Source organism: Paenibacillus amylolyticus, from assembly GCF_036894225.1.
Taxonomy (GTDB): domain Bacteria; phylum Bacillota; class Bacilli; order Paenibacillales; family Paenibacillaceae; genus Paenibacillus; species Paenibacillus amylolyticus.
In genome coordinates this window covers 6,562,792-6,579,183 of the sequence record NZ_CP145892.1, presented here as the reverse complement: position 1 = coordinate 6,579,183, position 16,392 = coordinate 6,562,792, and the positions used below count along the sequence as shown (strand labels likewise).

General features: G+C 47.4%; 14 protein-coding genes. 11 read left to right on the top strand and 3 right to left on the bottom strand.

What is annotated here, in order from left to right:
• Positions 1 to 145: 145 nt before the first annotated feature.
• Positions 146 to 823 carry a hypothetical protein gene (locus tag V6668_RS28960; protein WP_338707301.1) on the top strand — a complete coding sequence of 226 codons (678 nt, stop codon included), beginning with the start codon at positions 146 to 148 and terminating at the stop codon, positions 821 to 823.
• A 75-nt stretch (positions 824 to 898) separates the two neighbouring features.
• Here V6668_RS28960 and V6668_RS28955 read toward each other — a convergent pair whose 3' ends face one another.
• The 3 genes from V6668_RS28955 to V6668_RS28945 form a co-directional block, all read right to left on the bottom strand.
• Positions 899 to 1,975: a substrate-binding domain-containing protein gene (locus tag V6668_RS28955; RefSeq protein ID WP_338707300.1), complete on the bottom strand. Its 1,077-nt coding sequence runs from the start codon at positions 1,973 to 1,975 to the stop codon at positions 899 to 901.
• 140 nt (positions 1,976 to 2,115) lie between these two features.
• Complete coding sequence (locus tag V6668_RS28950; protein WP_338707299.1) at positions 2,116 to 3,300, bottom strand: glycosidase; 1,185 nt, start codon at positions 3,298 to 3,300, stop codon at positions 2,116 to 2,118.
• The gene (locus tag V6668_RS28945) at positions 3,297 to 4,487 is read right to left on the bottom strand and encodes an AGE family epimerase/isomerase (protein WP_338707296.1); all 1,191 of its coding nucleotides are present in this window, start codon (positions 4,485 to 4,487) and stop codon (positions 3,297 to 3,299) included. The genes V6668_RS28950 and V6668_RS28945 overlap by 4 nt, the downstream gene beginning before the upstream one ends.
• Positions 4,488 to 4,902: 415 nt before the next feature.
• Here V6668_RS28945 and V6668_RS28940 point away from each other — a divergent pair, with 415 nt between their 5' ends.
• From V6668_RS28940 to nikE, 10 genes are all read left to right on the top strand, one after another.
• Positions 4,903 to 6,216 (top strand): ABC transporter substrate-binding protein, encoded by a 1,314-nt coding sequence (locus V6668_RS28940; protein WP_036671616.1) that lies wholly within the window; start codon positions 4,903 to 4,905, stop codon positions 6,214 to 6,216.
• Positions 6,217 to 6,411: 195 nt separating this feature from the next.
• A complete protein-coding gene (locus V6668_RS28935) occupies positions 6,412 to 7,299 on the top strand; it encodes a carbohydrate ABC transporter permease (protein WP_036606603.1) in 888 nt (295 codons plus the stop codon).
• A 2-nt stretch (positions 7,300 to 7,301) separates the two neighbouring features.
• Entirely contained in the window at positions 7,302 to 8,135 is an 834-nt protein-coding gene (locus V6668_RS28930; RefSeq protein ID WP_036671615.1) for a carbohydrate ABC transporter permease, read from the top strand.
• Positions 8,136 to 8,400: 265 nt separating this feature from the next.
• On the top strand, positions 8,401 to 9,438 hold the full coding sequence (locus tag V6668_RS28925) for a glycoside hydrolase family 130 protein (RefSeq protein ID WP_036671614.1): 1,038 nt from the start codon (positions 8,401 to 8,403) through the stop codon (positions 9,436 to 9,438).
• 5 nt (positions 9,439 to 9,443) lie between these two features.
• On the top strand, positions 9,444 to 10,385 hold the full coding sequence (locus tag V6668_RS28920) for a glycoside hydrolase family 113 (RefSeq protein WP_076329284.1): 942 nt from the start codon (positions 9,444 to 9,446) through the stop codon (positions 10,383 to 10,385).
• A 295-nt stretch (positions 10,386 to 10,680) separates the two neighbouring features.
• Complete coding sequence (nikA, locus tag V6668_RS28915) at positions 10,681 to 12,315, top strand: nickel ABC transporter substrate-binding protein (RefSeq protein ID WP_076329285.1); 1,635 nt, start codon at positions 10,681 to 10,683, stop codon at positions 12,313 to 12,315.
• A gap of 74 nt (positions 12,316 to 12,389) precedes the next feature.
• The gene (nikB, locus tag V6668_RS28910; protein WP_036606609.1) at positions 12,390 to 13,334 is read left to right on the top strand and encodes a nickel ABC transporter permease subunit NikB; all 945 of its coding nucleotides are present in this window, start codon (positions 12,390 to 12,392) and stop codon (positions 13,332 to 13,334) included.
• Positions 13,331 to 14,161, top strand: a complete 831-nt coding sequence (gene nikC / locus V6668_RS28905) for a nickel ABC transporter permease subunit NikC (protein WP_338707293.1) — start codon at positions 13,331 to 13,333, stop codon at positions 14,159 to 14,161. Before nikB ends, nikC begins: the two co-directional genes overlap by 4 nt.
• 39 nt (positions 14,162 to 14,200) lie before the next feature.
• On the top strand, positions 14,201 to 15,007 hold the full coding sequence (nikD, locus tag V6668_RS28900) for a nickel import ATP-binding protein NikD (RefSeq protein WP_100528229.1): 807 nt from the start codon (positions 14,201 to 14,203) through the stop codon (positions 15,005 to 15,007).
• 160 nt (positions 15,008 to 15,167) lie between these two features.
• On the top strand, positions 15,168 to 15,968 hold the full coding sequence (gene nikE, locus V6668_RS28895) for a nickel import ATP-binding protein NikE (protein ID WP_338707292.1): 801 nt from the start codon (positions 15,168 to 15,170) through the stop codon (positions 15,966 to 15,968).
• The last annotated feature ends 424 nt before the right edge of the window (positions 15,969 to 16,392 follow it).

Here is a 16,392-nt window from a genome sequence, read left to right as displayed (position 1 = left end):
GGGTAAACGTTATATATCGATATTCATCTTCATTACATCAGTGAGTAATTTATGACAAATTAACCATTTATGCAAGTACGCCTTGTAATTTTACTTACCGGTAAATATAATTACTAGAATTGACCAATAAGGATGGTGAAGCAGCTTGGATGTATGGATATATTCCGCACTTACTCTTGTTTATTTGATACTTGTTGTTTGGATGGCCGTCGATTTAACCCAGAGGAAGCAATGGCTCGCGTATTCCAGTTTTCAGCTATTCGTAGCGTTCAGCTTGGCATATGACAATGGAATTATTGCTGTAGGTAATTTGATAGGGGATGGGGAAGTGTTAATGGTCCTCAGTAGCCTTCGATTTTGGCTACATGCCTTTGCTACCCCTACCCTTATTCTTGTTGGCTACCATATCTTGCGCAGCTCAGGTGCCAAGTTTGCCAATAGAAGTATAACGAGTGTGGTGGCATGGCTGATAACTTTAGGTCTGGTTATCTACCAGATTGTAGGTTTTACTTTATCCGAGGTTAAAAATCTCAAGGTTATAGAAGAGTATGGAGTACTGAGATATATGGCAGAAGGTCATGGAGGTCCGCCGATGATGGTGATCATCGTGGGGCTTGTTCTGTTATTTGTTAGCCTGGTCGTTCTTTTCAAACATAAATGGGTTTGGCTGTTTGTTGGAACTGCCTTGTTGTTTGTAGGGCAGTTAATCTCCCTGCCAGTGGAAACCGGTACTTTAACCAATGTGTATGAGCTGATCCTCATCCTCTCGATTTGGAGAACGACTACATTTTTGAAAAATTCAACAGATCATCGCCGTCGTTAAGCTCCAATGCATCAGAAAAGACTGGCCAGTAAGATAAAGGCCAGTCATCTGTGTTCGTTTATTTCATTTTTTTATTCAGATATCCATAGTATCTGATGAGGCAGACACAGCACTTACCGATTCACGATAGATGATGTTGCCTTTCACGTGTACACGGCCGAAACTGCGGTTTGGGTTGTCGACCTTTTTGAGCATGGACTGAACTGCCGTGCGTGCCATCTGTTCCACATCCACTTCAACAGTTGTGAGCTTGGGATCGGAGAGCATCGCGTAGATATCATTATCAAAACCAACAACAGAGCATTGGCCAGGCACCTGAATATCCATGGAAGTCAGTTTCTGAACGAGCAGATGAGCGACCTGATCACAGTTGCATACAAAAGCGGTTGGCAGCTGTTCCGGCAGATCAATCTCAATAAACGTACCCCGTTCATCCCGATCATTCAGAACCAGATCCGGATTCATCGGCAACCGATGTTCCAGCAAGGATTTGTAGTACCCGAGGAATCGGTCCTGGATGCTGCTCGTGGAATACAGGTTCCCTACATAAGCAATGTTACGGTGACCCTGCTGAACCAGATAGTTCGTCAGCTCATAGGCAGCGTAGAAGTTATCGGTAACAACGGAATCGATGTCCGAATGTTCATCGTAGAAGTCGAGAAACATTTTGGGAACTTCCATCGATCGCACCAGTTCAATATACTCTTTGCTGATCTGTCCGAGCACGATGAAACCATCGACCTTGTTGTCACTGTACAGCTTGGGCAACGTTAATTCTTCCTCATCCTCCACATTCAGAATGTGCAGAATGCCGTAGTAGCCCTGTTCCTCCAGATGTTTGGTGATGCGCTGGAACACGCGTACATAGAACGACTGCGTAGGCCCGGTAAAACGCTCCGGGATAATTACGCCAATATTATGGGTTAAGCCTTCCTTCATCGAACGGGCAGCAGCATTATACCGATAGCCCATTTCAACAGCAAGCACTTTAATTTTTTCCTTTAATTCGCCACTCACGCCATCTTTATCATTCAATGCTTTCGAGACGGTCACACTGCTGACCCCGAGCCTGTCGGCGATATCCCGCATGGTGATATTGTTCTTCAGTATGGTCGCCTCCTTCAAGCCGGTATAGGCACAATGTGCTGTCATTATGATGAACACTTTCTTCCAACATAATAACAATCCATATCAGTATACATCGTTACCCACTTGGAATAAAGCCATTCTGGCTGTTGTTTCGCTAATTTTCAGCACATTGCAGGTTTCCCTGAGAGGACGCTCTACCGATGTTACGTTAATTGTTTCTGTAAAAGCTTCTCATTCTGTTCAATCAGCTGACCCCGCTGGCTGGCACAGTCCAGGGAACGATACGGATCAGCCGGTGTATTGAACGTATAATCGACCAGTTTCTCCAGAGTCGTTGTTGCCACATGACAGCGGGTATCGCTGGAAGCGTAATAGATAAAGACTTCTTCCTGCTCATTGACCACAGCACCGTTGCAGAAAATAACATTGGACACATCGCCTACCCGCTCATCGTCATAAGGAGCAATGAAGTGGCCGCCCGGCTTGGCAATAATACGCGCCGGATCATTCAGATCCGTAGCGAAGGTGTATAACACGTAACGCAGGCCTGCTGCGGTGTTCCGAACTCCATGAGCAATGTGAATCCAGCCACGATCCGTCTTGAGCGGAGCAGGGCCTTGACCGTTTTTGACCTCATATACCGTATGATATTGCCGTTCGTCGATAATGGTCTCTTCATGAATGACAGGGTTCAAGATATCCTCACACAGACCAAAGGCGATTCCGCCGCCACTGCCTGTCGAGATGAAACCGTCTTGTGGACGGGTGTAGAAGGCATACTTTCCATCCACGAATTCCGGGTGCAATACGACATTGCGCTGTTGAGGAGAATTCGTTGTGATGTTGGGCAACCGTTCCCAGCTAGTGAGATCTCGAGTACGAACCAGTCCTGCCTGTGCCACTGCGCTGGACGTGTCAAATGCAGGAGCCTCCGGGTCTTTGCGTTCCGAGCAATAGATGCCATAGATCCAGCCATCCTCATGCTGAACAAGGCGCATATCATATTGATTGGTTTCATCCGCATCGATATCATCCCAGACCAATGGTTTACCCGTGAAACGGAACCCGTCAATCCCATTGTCGCTCTCGGCGAGCGCAAAGATCGATTTGCGGTCCAATCCTTCGGTACGAATGACCATGATATATTTGCCATTGAAATAGATGGCTCCCGGATTCAACGTTGCATTAATGCCCAGACGCTCCATAAAATGCGGGTTCGTCGTCTCATCCAGATCGAATCTCCAATGCAGCGGTACATGATGGCGAGTGATAACCGGATATTGGTACCGATCATATATGCCGTTGTAAAAGGAAGAATTGATCTCATTAGGGCGACTAAGTAGCTGCTCCTGTTTTTCCAGTAACTCCTTGTATTTCGGGTGTATCATTCTGATCCCATCCTCTCGATTAGTTCAATACAGAATCTGCTATTGTGATACGGGCATTTCCACGGTCCGGCAATTTCGCTCTGATCCGGTGTTCCGTTTGCATCAACCGACCAGTACCATTCCCCACCAGCGCGCTGATCAATGATGTTTTCTTTGGTATAGGTCCACAAGCGTTCCACTCTCTCCAGAAACAATGGATCACCTGTACGCTGATATGCATTATAGAAACCGACCATCGCCTCAGCTTGAACCCACCAGATTCGCTTCTCATCGATATGTTCACCTTCTTGTTCATTTAACAGGGAACCATCCGCATTCACGGCTACATTGGAAATGTTATAGGCGATATCCGTAACCATCGCCGCATACTCCAGATGTTGTTCCATCCCCAGAACTTTCAATGCTTCGTCAATCAGCCAGCTGGCTTCAATGTCATGTCCGAACGAGCGCAGGTCAATGATGGATTCCCAATGTTTGTTGAAAAATACCCCGAGAAACTTGGTGTCTTGGTCATACACCCGTTCATATAAAATCCCGAGCAGGCGTTCCAGCGCCGCCTTCACTTGTTGATCCGGCCACACGCGATAGAGCGTGGTGTAGGCCTCCAGCACATGGATATGCGTATTCATTGTGTAATCCGCCATAACCCCATTTTCGCTCAGCATTTCATTGGGCTGTTCCTTCCATGTGCGATCAAATTGTTCCTTGTACGCAGGTAGTTCGGCATCCAGACCTTTATCCTCGATTAGAGCAAAAAGCGATTTCGCAAGTTCCAATGCAGAAGCATCCCTGGTTGCACGATAGTACTCACTGAGTGAATACACGCCGAATGATTGCGTATACACATGTTTGCTCGTGTCCAGCGCTTCCCCTGTGTAATCTACCATCCAGTACATACCGCCATATTCGGTATCCATCACATGGTCAGCGAGAAACCGATAGGCGTGCTCCGCGTGATCGCGCCATCTTTCGTTTCCGGTTACCCGATAGGCTGCTGCAAAAGACCAAAGTTGCCGTGCCGTGGCGATCCCGCCTTTGGGCGCCTGTTGATTCACTTGAAGATCATTGCCAACCCAGCCGTAGAATCCACCGTGGGTTGTATCTTTAAGGTTGGACCAGAAGGGTAAAATCTGCTTCTCCCAATGCGCTTTAATCTCAGATTGAAGTTCGATTGTTTTTGTATTCATAAGTGAGCGCTCCTTCAACGTGTTACATAAATCTTAATATATAAATTGAACTAAAGAATATTTACACTGGCCACTCCGATGACAGAATAACCTTCCGATCGCTGTTATCCCCAGATTTTTTTGATTCCCTTTTTCAAAGGTGAAATTCCGGTGATAAAGGCGAACGCTCCGCTTCTTCAGGTTCTTTCTGTCCTCTACGTTTCGTGTAAATGTTTAATCAATATATATATAGTTAAGTTAACGATAACTTTATTAATCAATATTAGTGCTCTGAAAAACAGATGTCAACGAAATGCATCGCAATTTTTATTGTTAAGTTATAAATAATTCAATTGACAGGTAAGCGTTACCATAATAGAATTCATTTTGTAACCTTAACGATAACTTAATTAACTTAAGAGAGGGGTCGAAACAATTGAGAAAAAACAAAGGTTGGATGATGTTGCTGACGATGCTGCTCATCACTTCACTACTTGCTGCATGTTCATCCGGAGGTGGATCTTCGCAGGCAGGGGAGGAGATCAGTACAGATCCGGCAGATATCAAGGGCGAAATTACCGTCCTTACACAACGTACAGATATTGTTGATACCGTATTTAAAGATTACGCTGCTGAGTTCAACAAGGAATATCCCGATGTGAAAGTAAATTTCCAGGCACTGGCCGACTACGAAGGACAAGTGAAGATCCGTATGAGCACCAAGGATTATGGTGATGTACTGATGATCCCGACCAGTGTTCCGATCGCAGATATCCCGGACTTTTTCGAGCCACTCGGCACATACGATGAATTGAAAGACAAATACACCGCTATTGAAGAACGCATGGTGGATGGTCAGGTCTACGGTATCCCTACCGTGATCACGTTCTCCGGAATCATTTATAACAAACAGGTCTTCAAAGACGCAGGCGTTACCGAATTGCCAAAAACACCGGAGCAATTCCAGGTTGCGCTCCAATTGGTCAAAGACAATACAGATGCGGTTCCGCTCTACACCAACTATGCATCTGGCTGGGCTCTCACCCAATGGGAATCGGATCTGCCAACCGTTGCAGGCAGTGTGGATTACGTTAACGTGGACCAACCGAATACAGATGAGAACTTTGTGCCTGGTCAGCCGCACTATGAACTATATAAAGTGCTCTATGATGCAGCCAAGAACGGTCTAATCGAGAAAGATCCAACAACAACCGACTGGGAAAGCTCCAAAGCGGATCTCGCCAAAGGCAAAATTGCCACGATGGCACTGGGCTCTTGGGCCATCACGCAGATTCAAGGGATGACGGATACACCGGACGACATTGGATTCCTTCCTTTCCCTACGAATGCAAGTGAGGTTGTGGTTCCGCTCTCCGCGGACTATAACATCGGCATGAACGTGAACAGTGAGAACAAACCTGCTGCCAAAGCTTGGATTGACTGGTTCCTGGCGAAATCAAACTACGCGGTTGAACAGGGTGGCGGTATGGATGCAGACAAGAATGCTGAATTACCACCCATTTTGGATCAATATAAAGACGTTAAATTCTCCACGCTTACACCTGCCAAAGAAGGTCAGGAAGGTCTGGTCGACAAGATTGATAACGAAGGCGAAATCGGTCTCTGGCAGCCTGATTTCAAGAAACGCATTATCGAAGCAGGTATTGGGAACCGCAAGGAATCGTATGACGACATCATGAAAGATCTGAACGACAAGTGGGTCAAAGCAAGAGCAGAACTCACAAAATAATTGGATTAACGTAAGTGGATCAGGTGATGAATGGACTGCGGGGATATAGGAAGCCATTTATGAATGGAGTATGGAATATGTGGTATTTGAAAGCATGGTACCCATGCTCTTCCCCGGCAGTTATTCCGCAGGAATTCCATTGGACGGGAGTCTTTCGATATATAGGCGGGAGAACCGCTTGGAGGTGTGGAGAGCATGAAGTACTTAAAACTTTCGAATTGGGGCTACTCAGCGCAACGCATATTTATCATCTGTGCCTTCTCAATTATTCCGCTGGCGTTGCTGTTCACGTTTGCATACTTACCTGTCATCAACATGTTCAAATACAGTTTCACCGATTGGAACGGATACAGTAAAAGGTTTGATTATGTTGGGTTTGAGAACTACACGCGCATATTCAGTGATCCCGAATACTTCAAAGTATTTATTGTCAGCTTGTATTACTTCGTGGCTACGTTCTTACAGATGGGCTTGGCGCTTTACTTTGCCACCATTCTGAGTTTCAAGGTTCGAGGCAAAAACTTTTTCAAAGGCATACTGTTTTTCCCTTATTTGCTGAATGGGGTAGCCATCGGTTTTATCTTCCTCTTTTTCTTCAAACCGGACGGTACACTCGATATGCTCATGCATGCTGTAGGGCTGGGACAATACACGCAGCTCTGGCTCGGTAATCCGAATATTATCAACGTGTCACTCGCAGGTGCATCGGTATGGAGATACATGGGCTTCAACTTTATCATTTTCCTGGGTGCAATCTCCTCCATTCCAAAGGATGTGTATGAAGCATCCGATATTGATGGCGCCAATCGCTGGCAGCAATTCCGCCACATCATCCTGCCGAGTATTACGCGCATCCTGCAACTCAACCTGATCTTGGCGATTAGCGGCGCAATTAGTGCGTTCGATATTCCATATATCATGACCGATGGTTCCAACGGCAGTATGACATTTGTAATCCAGACGGTTCATTTGGCGTTTAAATACGGCAAGCTGGGACTGGCATCCGCCATGGCTGTGGTGCTGCTCATGATCGTTATTCTCGTTACGCTTGTGCAGCGAGTCACCATGAAAGGGGAGGAATAAACGTGACACAACTCAAATACACCCTTGCAAGCGTGGTTAAATATGCTTCCCTGGTTATTGCGGCGTTTATCGCACTGTTACCCATCGTGGTCATCCTGTTTGCATCTCTCAAAACCAATGCGGAGTACGCTACCAGCAGCCCGCTTGCCCCGCCAGCCAACTGGCTGAACTTCGCGAACTATGCGAAGGCTTTTGTGGATGGCAACATGCTGGTTGGTTTCAAAAATACAATTATTATCCTGATCATCTCTATTATAGGAGCGACCTTAACGGGTTCCATGATCGCGTATGTGCTGGATCGGTTCAAATTCAAGGGCAAGAAAATTATGGTCGCGGCATTCCTGCTCGCTACCCTGATTCCAAGTGTTACAACGCAGGTCGCCACATTCCAGATCATCAACGCGCTCGACCTGTTTAACACACGCTGGGCGGCCATCGTGATGTACCTGGGTACAGATATCATCGCGGTTTATATCTTCCTACAGTTCCTGGGCTCCATCTCAAGTGCACTGGATGAATCCGCCATGCTGGACGGCGCGTCGTACTTCACGATCTACTGGAAAATCATTCTGCCACTGCTGAAACCGGCCATTGTAACGGTCATTATCGTGAAGGGTGTGAACATCTATAATGACTTCTACACACCGTTCCTCTACATGCCAAAGACCGATCTACAGGTCATATCCACCGCCTTGTTCAAATTCAAGGGACCGTTCGGATCGCAGTGGGAGGTCATCAGCGCCGGCATCATGATCGCCATTATTCCAACGATGATCATCTTCCTGCTGTTACAGAAGTACATCTACAATGGCTTCGCGCAAGGCTCAGTTAAATAAAAAAACGAAAGGCTATATGAAATGCATATGAGAATACACAGGAACGAAGAGGACAGAAAAAAGCTGGAGAAACGGAGGGGACGCTAAAAGCTTTCTGAAAGAAAGCTCGCTCCGTAAGCATACGCTATAACCGGATTTTCCCTTTTATAAGGGGATCAAAAAAATCTGGGGATAACGGCGATCGGAAGGTTGTTCTGTCATCAAAGTGGTCTAGTGCAATTTTAAGTATTCATTTCATAAAGCCTAACCGAAGGGAGAATGAAAAATGTCAGTTGCTGAAACGAAAAACGTACACATTGTTGGGGATGCTTTGCCGAATATGCCTTGGGAGAACAAACCGGAGGGAACGGAAGGCCCGGTATGGAGACATTCGGCCAACCCGGTGGTTCCGCGTAACCCGGTCAAAGGTGTTGCCCGCATTTTTAACAGTGCCGTTGTACCGTATGAAGGAAAATTCATTGGGGTATTCCGCGCCGAAACCGTTAATGGACGTCCACACCTTCACATGGGCGCAAGCGAAGATGGTCTGGAGTGGACAATTGAAGAGGAACGCATTGCATTTGTAGATGAAAATGGCGATCCGTTTATGCCGAACTATGCGTACGATCCACGTTTGGTCAAAGTCGAGGACACGTATTACATCATCTGGTGTACAGACTTCTACGGCGCAGCACTGGGTCTGGCCAAAACGGATGACTTCAAAACATTTGTCCGCCTCGAAAATCCAATGCTGCCGTTCAACCGGAATGGCGTGTTGTTCCCGCGCAAAATCAACGACAACTATGTGATGTTGTCCAGACCAAGTGACAGTGGACATACGCCATTCGGAGACATTTTCCTGAGCGAAAGCCCGGATCTTGTGTACTGGGGCAAGCACCGTCATGTGATGAGCAAAGGTGGCCAAGGCTGGTGGCAATCGGTCAAAATTGGCGGCGGGCCTGCTCCGATCGAAACGTCCGAAGGCTGGCTGATGTTCTACCATGGCGTCACTGGGACCTGTAACGGATTGGTATATAGCATGGGTGCGGTAATTCTGGATCTGGATGAACCGTCCAAAGTGAAATATCGTTCCTCCAACTTTGTACTGACACCGGAAAAATGGTACGAAGAACAAGGCTTCGTTGATAACGTCATTTTCCCGTGTGCAACACTGCATGATGCCGATACCGGACGTATCGCCATCTATTATGGCGCTGCCGATACGTATGTGGGCGTGGCGTACACGACCATCGAAGAGATCGTGAACTATGTGATCGAGACGGATGAAGTCATCGCCGGAGATCATGAAGAGGGCAAGCTGTAATGCATATGGATTATATCAAGGGATTTACATTTGGCTGGATGAGTGGCAAGGGTGACTTCCGTAAGCCGGAAGCCAAAGAATCTTTGCGCCTGATGGCAGAACGTACAGGCAGTTCTCATGTTATTTTTGCACTGGCGGCACATCAGGATCATCCGCAGGCGGTAGAGGTCAAGTATCGAGGTACACATCTGGTAGAGGATGATGAACTGGTGGACATGATTCGTTATGCCCGTACACTCGGGCTGCGTGTCATTCTGAAACCAACCGTTAACTGTACCGATGGCACATGGCGTGCACACATTAACTTTTTTGATATCGATGTGCCTTGTGAGCCGAAGTGGAAGGATTGGTTCCGCAGTTACACAGCATTTCAGAAGCATTATGCAGCGATTGCAGAGCAGGAAAAGTGTGAGATGTTCATTGTAGGTTGTGAGATGGTGCAATCCGAGCGTCGGGATGAAGAGTGGCGCGAGGTGATCGCCGGTGTGCGTGAAGAGTACACAGGACTGGTGTCATACAACACGGATAAATATCAGGAAGATCATGTGAAATGGTGGGATGCGGTGGATGTCATCTCTTCCAGTGGGTATTATCCCATCGGAGACTGGGAGGCACAACTGGATCGAATCCAGCAGGCGATTGCTCCTTATGGCAAACCCTTTTTCTTCGCAGAAGCAGGCTGTCCCAGCCGCAGTGGATTAGCCCACGTACCAAACGATTGGGGGCTGGAAGGCGAAGTCAGCGCGGAGGAACAGGAGCGTTTCTATGAAGCGATGTTCCGGCATGTCAGTCAGCGTGACTGGGTGCGCGGATTCGGTCTATGGGATTGGAGCGCACATCTGCATGCGGAGAAGGATGCGCTGACCGATGACGGATACGGGGTGTATGGTAAGCCCGCGGAGAAGGTTATTCGTCGGTTCTATGAGGGCATCGCTGTAGAAGTTTAAATGAGAAACAAGAAGGCGTATGAAGATGGATTTCAGTGATATATCTGCATATGTACTTTCGTGATTTCCATGCTGTGAGCAAGGAATAACAGATTATGATGGAGCTTATTTTTGCAGTTGTGATTCATATGCAGGTCGAGAGGCTCTTCCTCCCACAGGAAGGGCTTTTTTTGGCTATTTTAGTAACAACACATACCATGTCGAATTTTGTTGACAAAAGGTGGGCTCCTGCCTATTCTTAATGGATGAATATGATAATCATTATCATAAAATAGAGAAAAGGGGTTCAACATTCATGTCTGTACAACATCGCAAATCTTCGGCCCTCACGTTGGCAACTATGCTCTTGTTGTTATTCGTTATTGTGGGTTGCAGCAATACAGGAAGTGGAGATGAATCCTCATCTGCTGCTTCGGATCAAACATCTACGAAGTCGATTACGATGTCATGGCCACGTGATATCGGTACAATGAATCCGCATACGTACAATCCTTCGCAATTATTTGCCCAATCGATGCTCTATGAGCCACTGATCAGTTACCAGAAGGACGGAAAACTGGAACCTGCTCTGGCAGAATCATGGACCATCTCCGATGACGGCAAAGTATATACATTTAAGCTTCGCCAAGGTGTGAAATTCTCAGATGGTACACCGTTTAATGCTGAGATTGTGAAAAAGAATTTTGATGCTGTAATGAAAAATAAAGATACACATAGCTGGCTGGGCATTGTAGGTGTGCTCGACAAGACGGAGGTTGTGGACGACCATACGTTCCGTATGACACTCACAGAGCCGTACTATCCTGTTCTTCAGGATTTGTCTGTGGTTCGTCCTTTCCGCTTCCTGGGTGAAGCCGGATTCCCGGATGACGGAGATACATCCCAAGGCATCAAAGAGCCAGTTGGAACGGGCCCGTGGATGCTGGCTGATTACAAGCAGGACGAATATGCTGTTTTCAAACGCAACCCGAATTATTGGGGAACCGCACCGAAGGTGGATCAGATTACGGTTAAGATCATCCCTGATGCAGAAACCCGCGTGCTTGCTTTTGAAAAAGGTGATCTCGACCTGATCTATGGTGAAGGCATGATCAGTCTGGATGCGTTCCAACAGCTTCGTGACAACGATAAATATGTGAGTCAGCTGTCTGATCCGGTAGGTACGCGAGATCTGCTGCTGAATTCCTCCAATCCGAAGCTGTCTGATCTCAGAGTACGGATGGCGCTCCAGCAAGGATTTAACAAAAAAGCGATGGTGGAAGGCATCACTCTGGGTCTGGAAGAACCGGCAGATACGGCACTATCCAAAAACTACCCATACACCAATGTTGACCTGAAACCGATCGAATATAACGTGGAACAATCCAAAGCTTTATTGGATGAAGCGGGTTGGAAGATGCCTGCGAATGGTAGCGTTCGTGAGAAAGACGGACAACAGCTTGAATTCGAAATGATTTTTGACAAGACGGACCCGATTCAGAAAGCGATGGCTGAGACCATTCAGGCGGAATGGAGCGAGCTTGGGGTTAAGGTAAACCTCACTGGGCTAGAACTGACGGTACAGATCAAACGTTTGAAAGCCAATGATTTTGACCTGTATTTCTGGTACAACTATGGTGCTCCGTATGATCCACATTCCTTCATTAACGTTGTAGCGAGCCCTGGATTTGGTATCTCTGAGACGCTCAGTGCCTTGCCGATGAAAAAGGAACTGGACGAGCAGGTACATGCCGCACTATCATCAACAGATGAGACGAAACGTCAGGAGCTGTATGGCTCTATCCTGACAACACTTCAGGAACAATCGGCGATTGTCCCCATCTCGTATGTTAAGAAAACGGCGGTATATCAGAAGAAAATTTCCAACTTTATTTTCCCGGCGAACCGTGATGAGAATCCGTTTGTAGGCATTGAATTGGGCAACCAATAAGTTGTATTTACTTTAATTTCGGAGTGGTAAAGCCTTGGCAAGGTCATGTAGCTTGATAAAAGGGAGGAAGTTTGTTGATCAGTTATATCGGGAAACGAATGATCGCGATAATTCCTATCGTTTTTATCGCTACACTCGTTACCTTTGCGCTTATTCATATTTCACCAGTTGATCCGGCCGAGGCTTATCTGACAGCCGCTCATATCTATCCAACACCGGAGCTGCTTGCGCAAAAACGGCATGAGTTCGGTCTGGATCAGCCTTTATTAACCCAGTATGTGCATACGATTCAGAAGATTGCCAAGCTCGACTTTGGCACCTCATATCTCACCAACAAACCCGTATGGGATGAAGTGAAACTAAGGATTCCCGCTACGGCTGAACTAGCCTTCTGGAGTATATTGTTATCGGCTTTGGTGAGTATTCCCTTGGGAATACTGGCGGCGGTGTATAAGAATAGCTGGATTGACATGGTCAGTCGTGCGATTTCCTATTTAGGAGCATCTATTCCGCAATTCTGGCTCGGTTACCTGCTGATCTTCTTTTTCTCAGTGAAATTGGACTGGCTGCCTGTGGAGGGGCGTGGATCGTGGGAGAATCTGGTTCTGCCTACGATTACACTTTCCTTGATTCTTATTGCGGTCTACACCCGATTGTTACGTTCCAGTGTACTGGAGCAATTGCAGGAGACATATGTACAGTATGCGAGAACACGCGGGATTCGCGAAAGAGTGATTATGCTCAAGCATGTCCTGAAAATCGCCATATCGCCCCTTATTACAGGAATGGGGATGAGTATGGGCAAGCTGCTCACAGGCACCATTATTGTAGAGCAGGTGTTTTCCTGGCCTGGGTTCGGACGTTATTTTGTCGATGCGATATTTAATCGGGATATTCCCGTTATTCAATGTTATGTCTTCCTGGCGGCCTGCCTGTTCATCGTATGCAATCTGCTCGTTGATCTGGTGCAGCTCGTTATGGACCCACGGATTTCAGCGAAAGGACGGGCAGAACATTGATAAACAAATGGCGTGCGGTATTTAAAGAGCAGAGAGCCATCCAGATCTGCTCGGTGATCATATTGCTTTTCTTCGTGATCGCGTTATTAGCCCCATGGATTGCTCCTCATGACCCGGTGAAGGTGAATCTGTTGCAGAAGCTGGCGAGTCCATCGCTTGAGCATTGGCTCGGAACGGATTATCTGGGACGCGACAATCTCACCAGGCTGATGTATGGAGCGAGAGTGTCGCTTGGATTTGCTACCCTGATCTTCCTGTCATCTTTGCTCATAGGTGTCATTGTAGGTTCAATCTCCGGTTACCTTGGTGGTTGGGTGGACAGTCTGTTGATGCGCTTGTGTGAAGGCATTATGGCGTTTCCGAATCTGGTGCTGGTGCTCGGTATTGTAGGGATCTTTGGTCCAGGTTTGATGCAGGTGCTTCTAGCACTCATGATGGTACAGTGGGTGTATTATGCACGTATCTGCCGGAACATGGTCGGTAGTCTGAAAGAACGGAACTTCATCGCAGCGGCGCGGATTAGCGGCTCCTCTTCGTGGACGATTATTCGGAAACATATCATCCCCAACGTGCAGCGTCCGATCGTTGTGATGGGTACTCTGGAGATGGGGTGGGCGATTATGGATATATCTGCTCTGTCTTTCCTGGGACTCGGTATTCAACCACCGAATGCAGAATGGGGCGCTATGATACATGAGGGGACAGGTTATATTCGCAGTCATCCGGAGTTGATGATCTACCCGGGGGCATTGATTCTGCTCGTAGTCATTACGTTCAATATTTTGGGAGAAGCGTTATCCGAGCGTTATGGCATTGCAAAAAGGTAGTGGTTCGGAATCGAAGGCATATGAGGGGTGAACGTAACGATGGATGATGCAGCGAAGGTACTCGAAGTTCGTGGTCTGCAAGTGAATCTAAGAACAGCGGAGGGTTCAGTCCCGTTACTGGAGCCCATTGATTTTGAATTAAAAAAAGGTCGTGTCTTCGGTCTCGTCGGTGAGAGTGGCAGCGGTAAGACCGTTACATGTAACGCGTTGCTCCATCTGCTTGATCCGCGCAGGATGGAAGTGTCGGGCAGCATCCACCTGAATGGACGGGAGCTTGGCTCGTTGTCAGGTGAGGAGATGCGGCGCATCCGCGGCAAGGACATCGGATTTATTATGCAGAATCCGATGAATGCTTTTACACCCGTATATACGATTGGATCTCAATTCATTGAAACCTTGCGTACGCATACGGGAATGTCCAAAGCAACTGCCAGGGAGCGGGCCATTGCTGCCTTGGCAGATATGAACTTACCCGAACCAGCTAAACTGATGAAGCGATATCCCTTCCAACTGAGTGGCGGTATGTTGCAGCGGGTGATGATCGCCATATCGATGTGCCTGCGACCGGCTTTGGTTATTGCGGATGAACCAACGACGGCACTGGATGTCGTGAATCAGTTCAAGGTGCTTCAGGAATTGGATCGTTTACGTACGGAATACGGCACATCCATCTTGCTCATCTCCCACGATCTGGGCGTGATCTCGCAAATGGCGGATGAAGTCGCGGTCATGCAGAAGGGGCGAATTGTGGAGCAGGCGGATGTGTACCAACTGTTCGATCACCCGCAGCATGAGTATACACGGATGTTGTTAAATGCCAGACCCAGTATGTATTTAGGACAATAGCGAATGACAGATGAGTTGAATCGTTAGTGAATGTATGCGTAGAGCGGGTATGAACTGTATTTTGAGTGGGTAGTCGTAGGGGTGGAATGGGCATGGTGATGTGTAATTTCAGCTTCTTCGGAGATTGCTTCTGCCAAGTACAAAAGAGGAGGGTGACCTGATGCTTCAGGTACGTGAAATAAGCCATAGCTATGGCAAACGCAACTGGCTGGATCGTTCGGGAGCGCGTCCTCCTGTGCTGGCAGACATCTCACTTACGATTGAAAAGGGTGTGTGTCTGGGGCTCCTGGGTACGAGCGGGGCAGGTAAAAGTACCTTGGGCAAAATCATTCTTGGTCTGGAGAAGCCCAGCCAGGGTCAGGTTTTATTTCAAGGTCAGGATATCTACCGATCTAGCAAACCAGTGCTCAAGGGATTACGGCGTGATCTGCAGGTCGTGTTCCAGGACTGTTATTCGGCTGTGAATCCGCTTATGACTGCCGCGCAGATCATTGGGGAGCCGCTGGATAATTACGAGCGTTTGTCGGCAAAAGAACAACTTCGTGTGGTTGAACAACTGCTTGAGCAGGTTGGACTTACACCTGAGGATGCAAATAAGCTTCCGCACCAGTTCAGCGGTGGCCAATTACAGAGGGTCAACATCGCACGAGCTATCGCGCTCAAACCGAAGTTAATCGTACTGGACGAATCAATCAGCAGCCTGGATATGGTGCACCAGACGCAAATATTATCTTTGCTGGCGGAGTTAAGAGCGTCCTACGGGTTATCGTATCTCTTTATCACGCATGATATTCGGGCCGCCATGACGATCTGTGACCGCATTGCGGTAATGGATCAGGGAAAGCTGGTATATAGCGGTGATGCCGGGGATTCGGTGATGCAGTCGGATCATCCAGCTGTGCAGCAGTTGGTATCGTCCATTTTACCTGAGCATCCATCAGGTCGTATTTCGTTTGGGTAATGCGTTGCTTGCCATGGTTGTTTCCATTTCATTACCGTTGGTTGCGAAGTCGACTTTCCAAAGGCGGGCGATTGGCGTATCAAGCTGACCTGTAGTGTGGACTTGTCTCTCTAAGTGCAGGTCGCTAACGAACCGAGTGAGTGTTAAATGGCGATTTAGCGTGGAATGCAAAATGTAACGAACCTCAGTGAAGTTATTCCGGTGCAAACTAGTTTAAAACCTCCAAATGATACACAGATCGAGGAAATAATGCGTCTACGATTCGTTAAACCTCAGACTTATCGGAAATGGCGCTAATAGCGTGTTTACGGTTCGTTAGACCATAATGAATGCTAAAAGGGTTGTCCCCTACGTCTTGTTCAAGACGTAGGGGACAACCCTTTTTTGTAACTGGGAATAGGCACATTTCTGCTCTCTGATATAA

Coding starts and splice junctions, on each gene's coding strand:
- nikA (WP_076329285.1), top strand. CDS start 10,681: ATGTCTGTACAACATCGCAAATCTTCGGCCCTCACGTTGGCAACTATG.
- nikE (WP_338707292.1), top strand. CDS start 15,168: ATGCTTCAGGTACGTGAAATAAGCCATAGCTATGGCAAACGCAACTGG.
- nikD (WP_100528229.1), top strand. CDS start 14,201: ATGGATGATGCAGCGAAGGTACTCGAAGTTCGTGGTCTGCAAGTGAAT.
- V6668_RS28925 (WP_036671614.1), top strand. CDS start 8,401: ATGTCAGTTGCTGAAACGAAAAACGTACACATTGTTGGGGATGCTTTG.
- V6668_RS28920 (WP_076329284.1), top strand. CDS start 9,444: ATGGATTATATCAAGGGATTTACATTTGGCTGGATGAGTGGCAAGGGT.
- V6668_RS28950 (WP_338707299.1), bottom strand. CDS start 3,300: ATGATACACCCGAAATACAAGGAGTTACTGGAAAAACAGGAGCAGCTA.
- V6668_RS28955 (WP_338707300.1), bottom strand. CDS start 1,975: ATGACAGCACATTGTGCCTATACCGGCTTGAAGGAGGCGACCATACTG.
- V6668_RS28935 (WP_036606603.1), top strand. CDS start 6,412: ATGAAGTACTTAAAACTTTCGAATTGGGGCTACTCAGCGCAACGCATA.
- V6668_RS28945 (WP_338707296.1), bottom strand. CDS start 4,487: ATGAATACAAAAACAATCGAACTTCAATCTGAGATTAAAGCGCATTGG.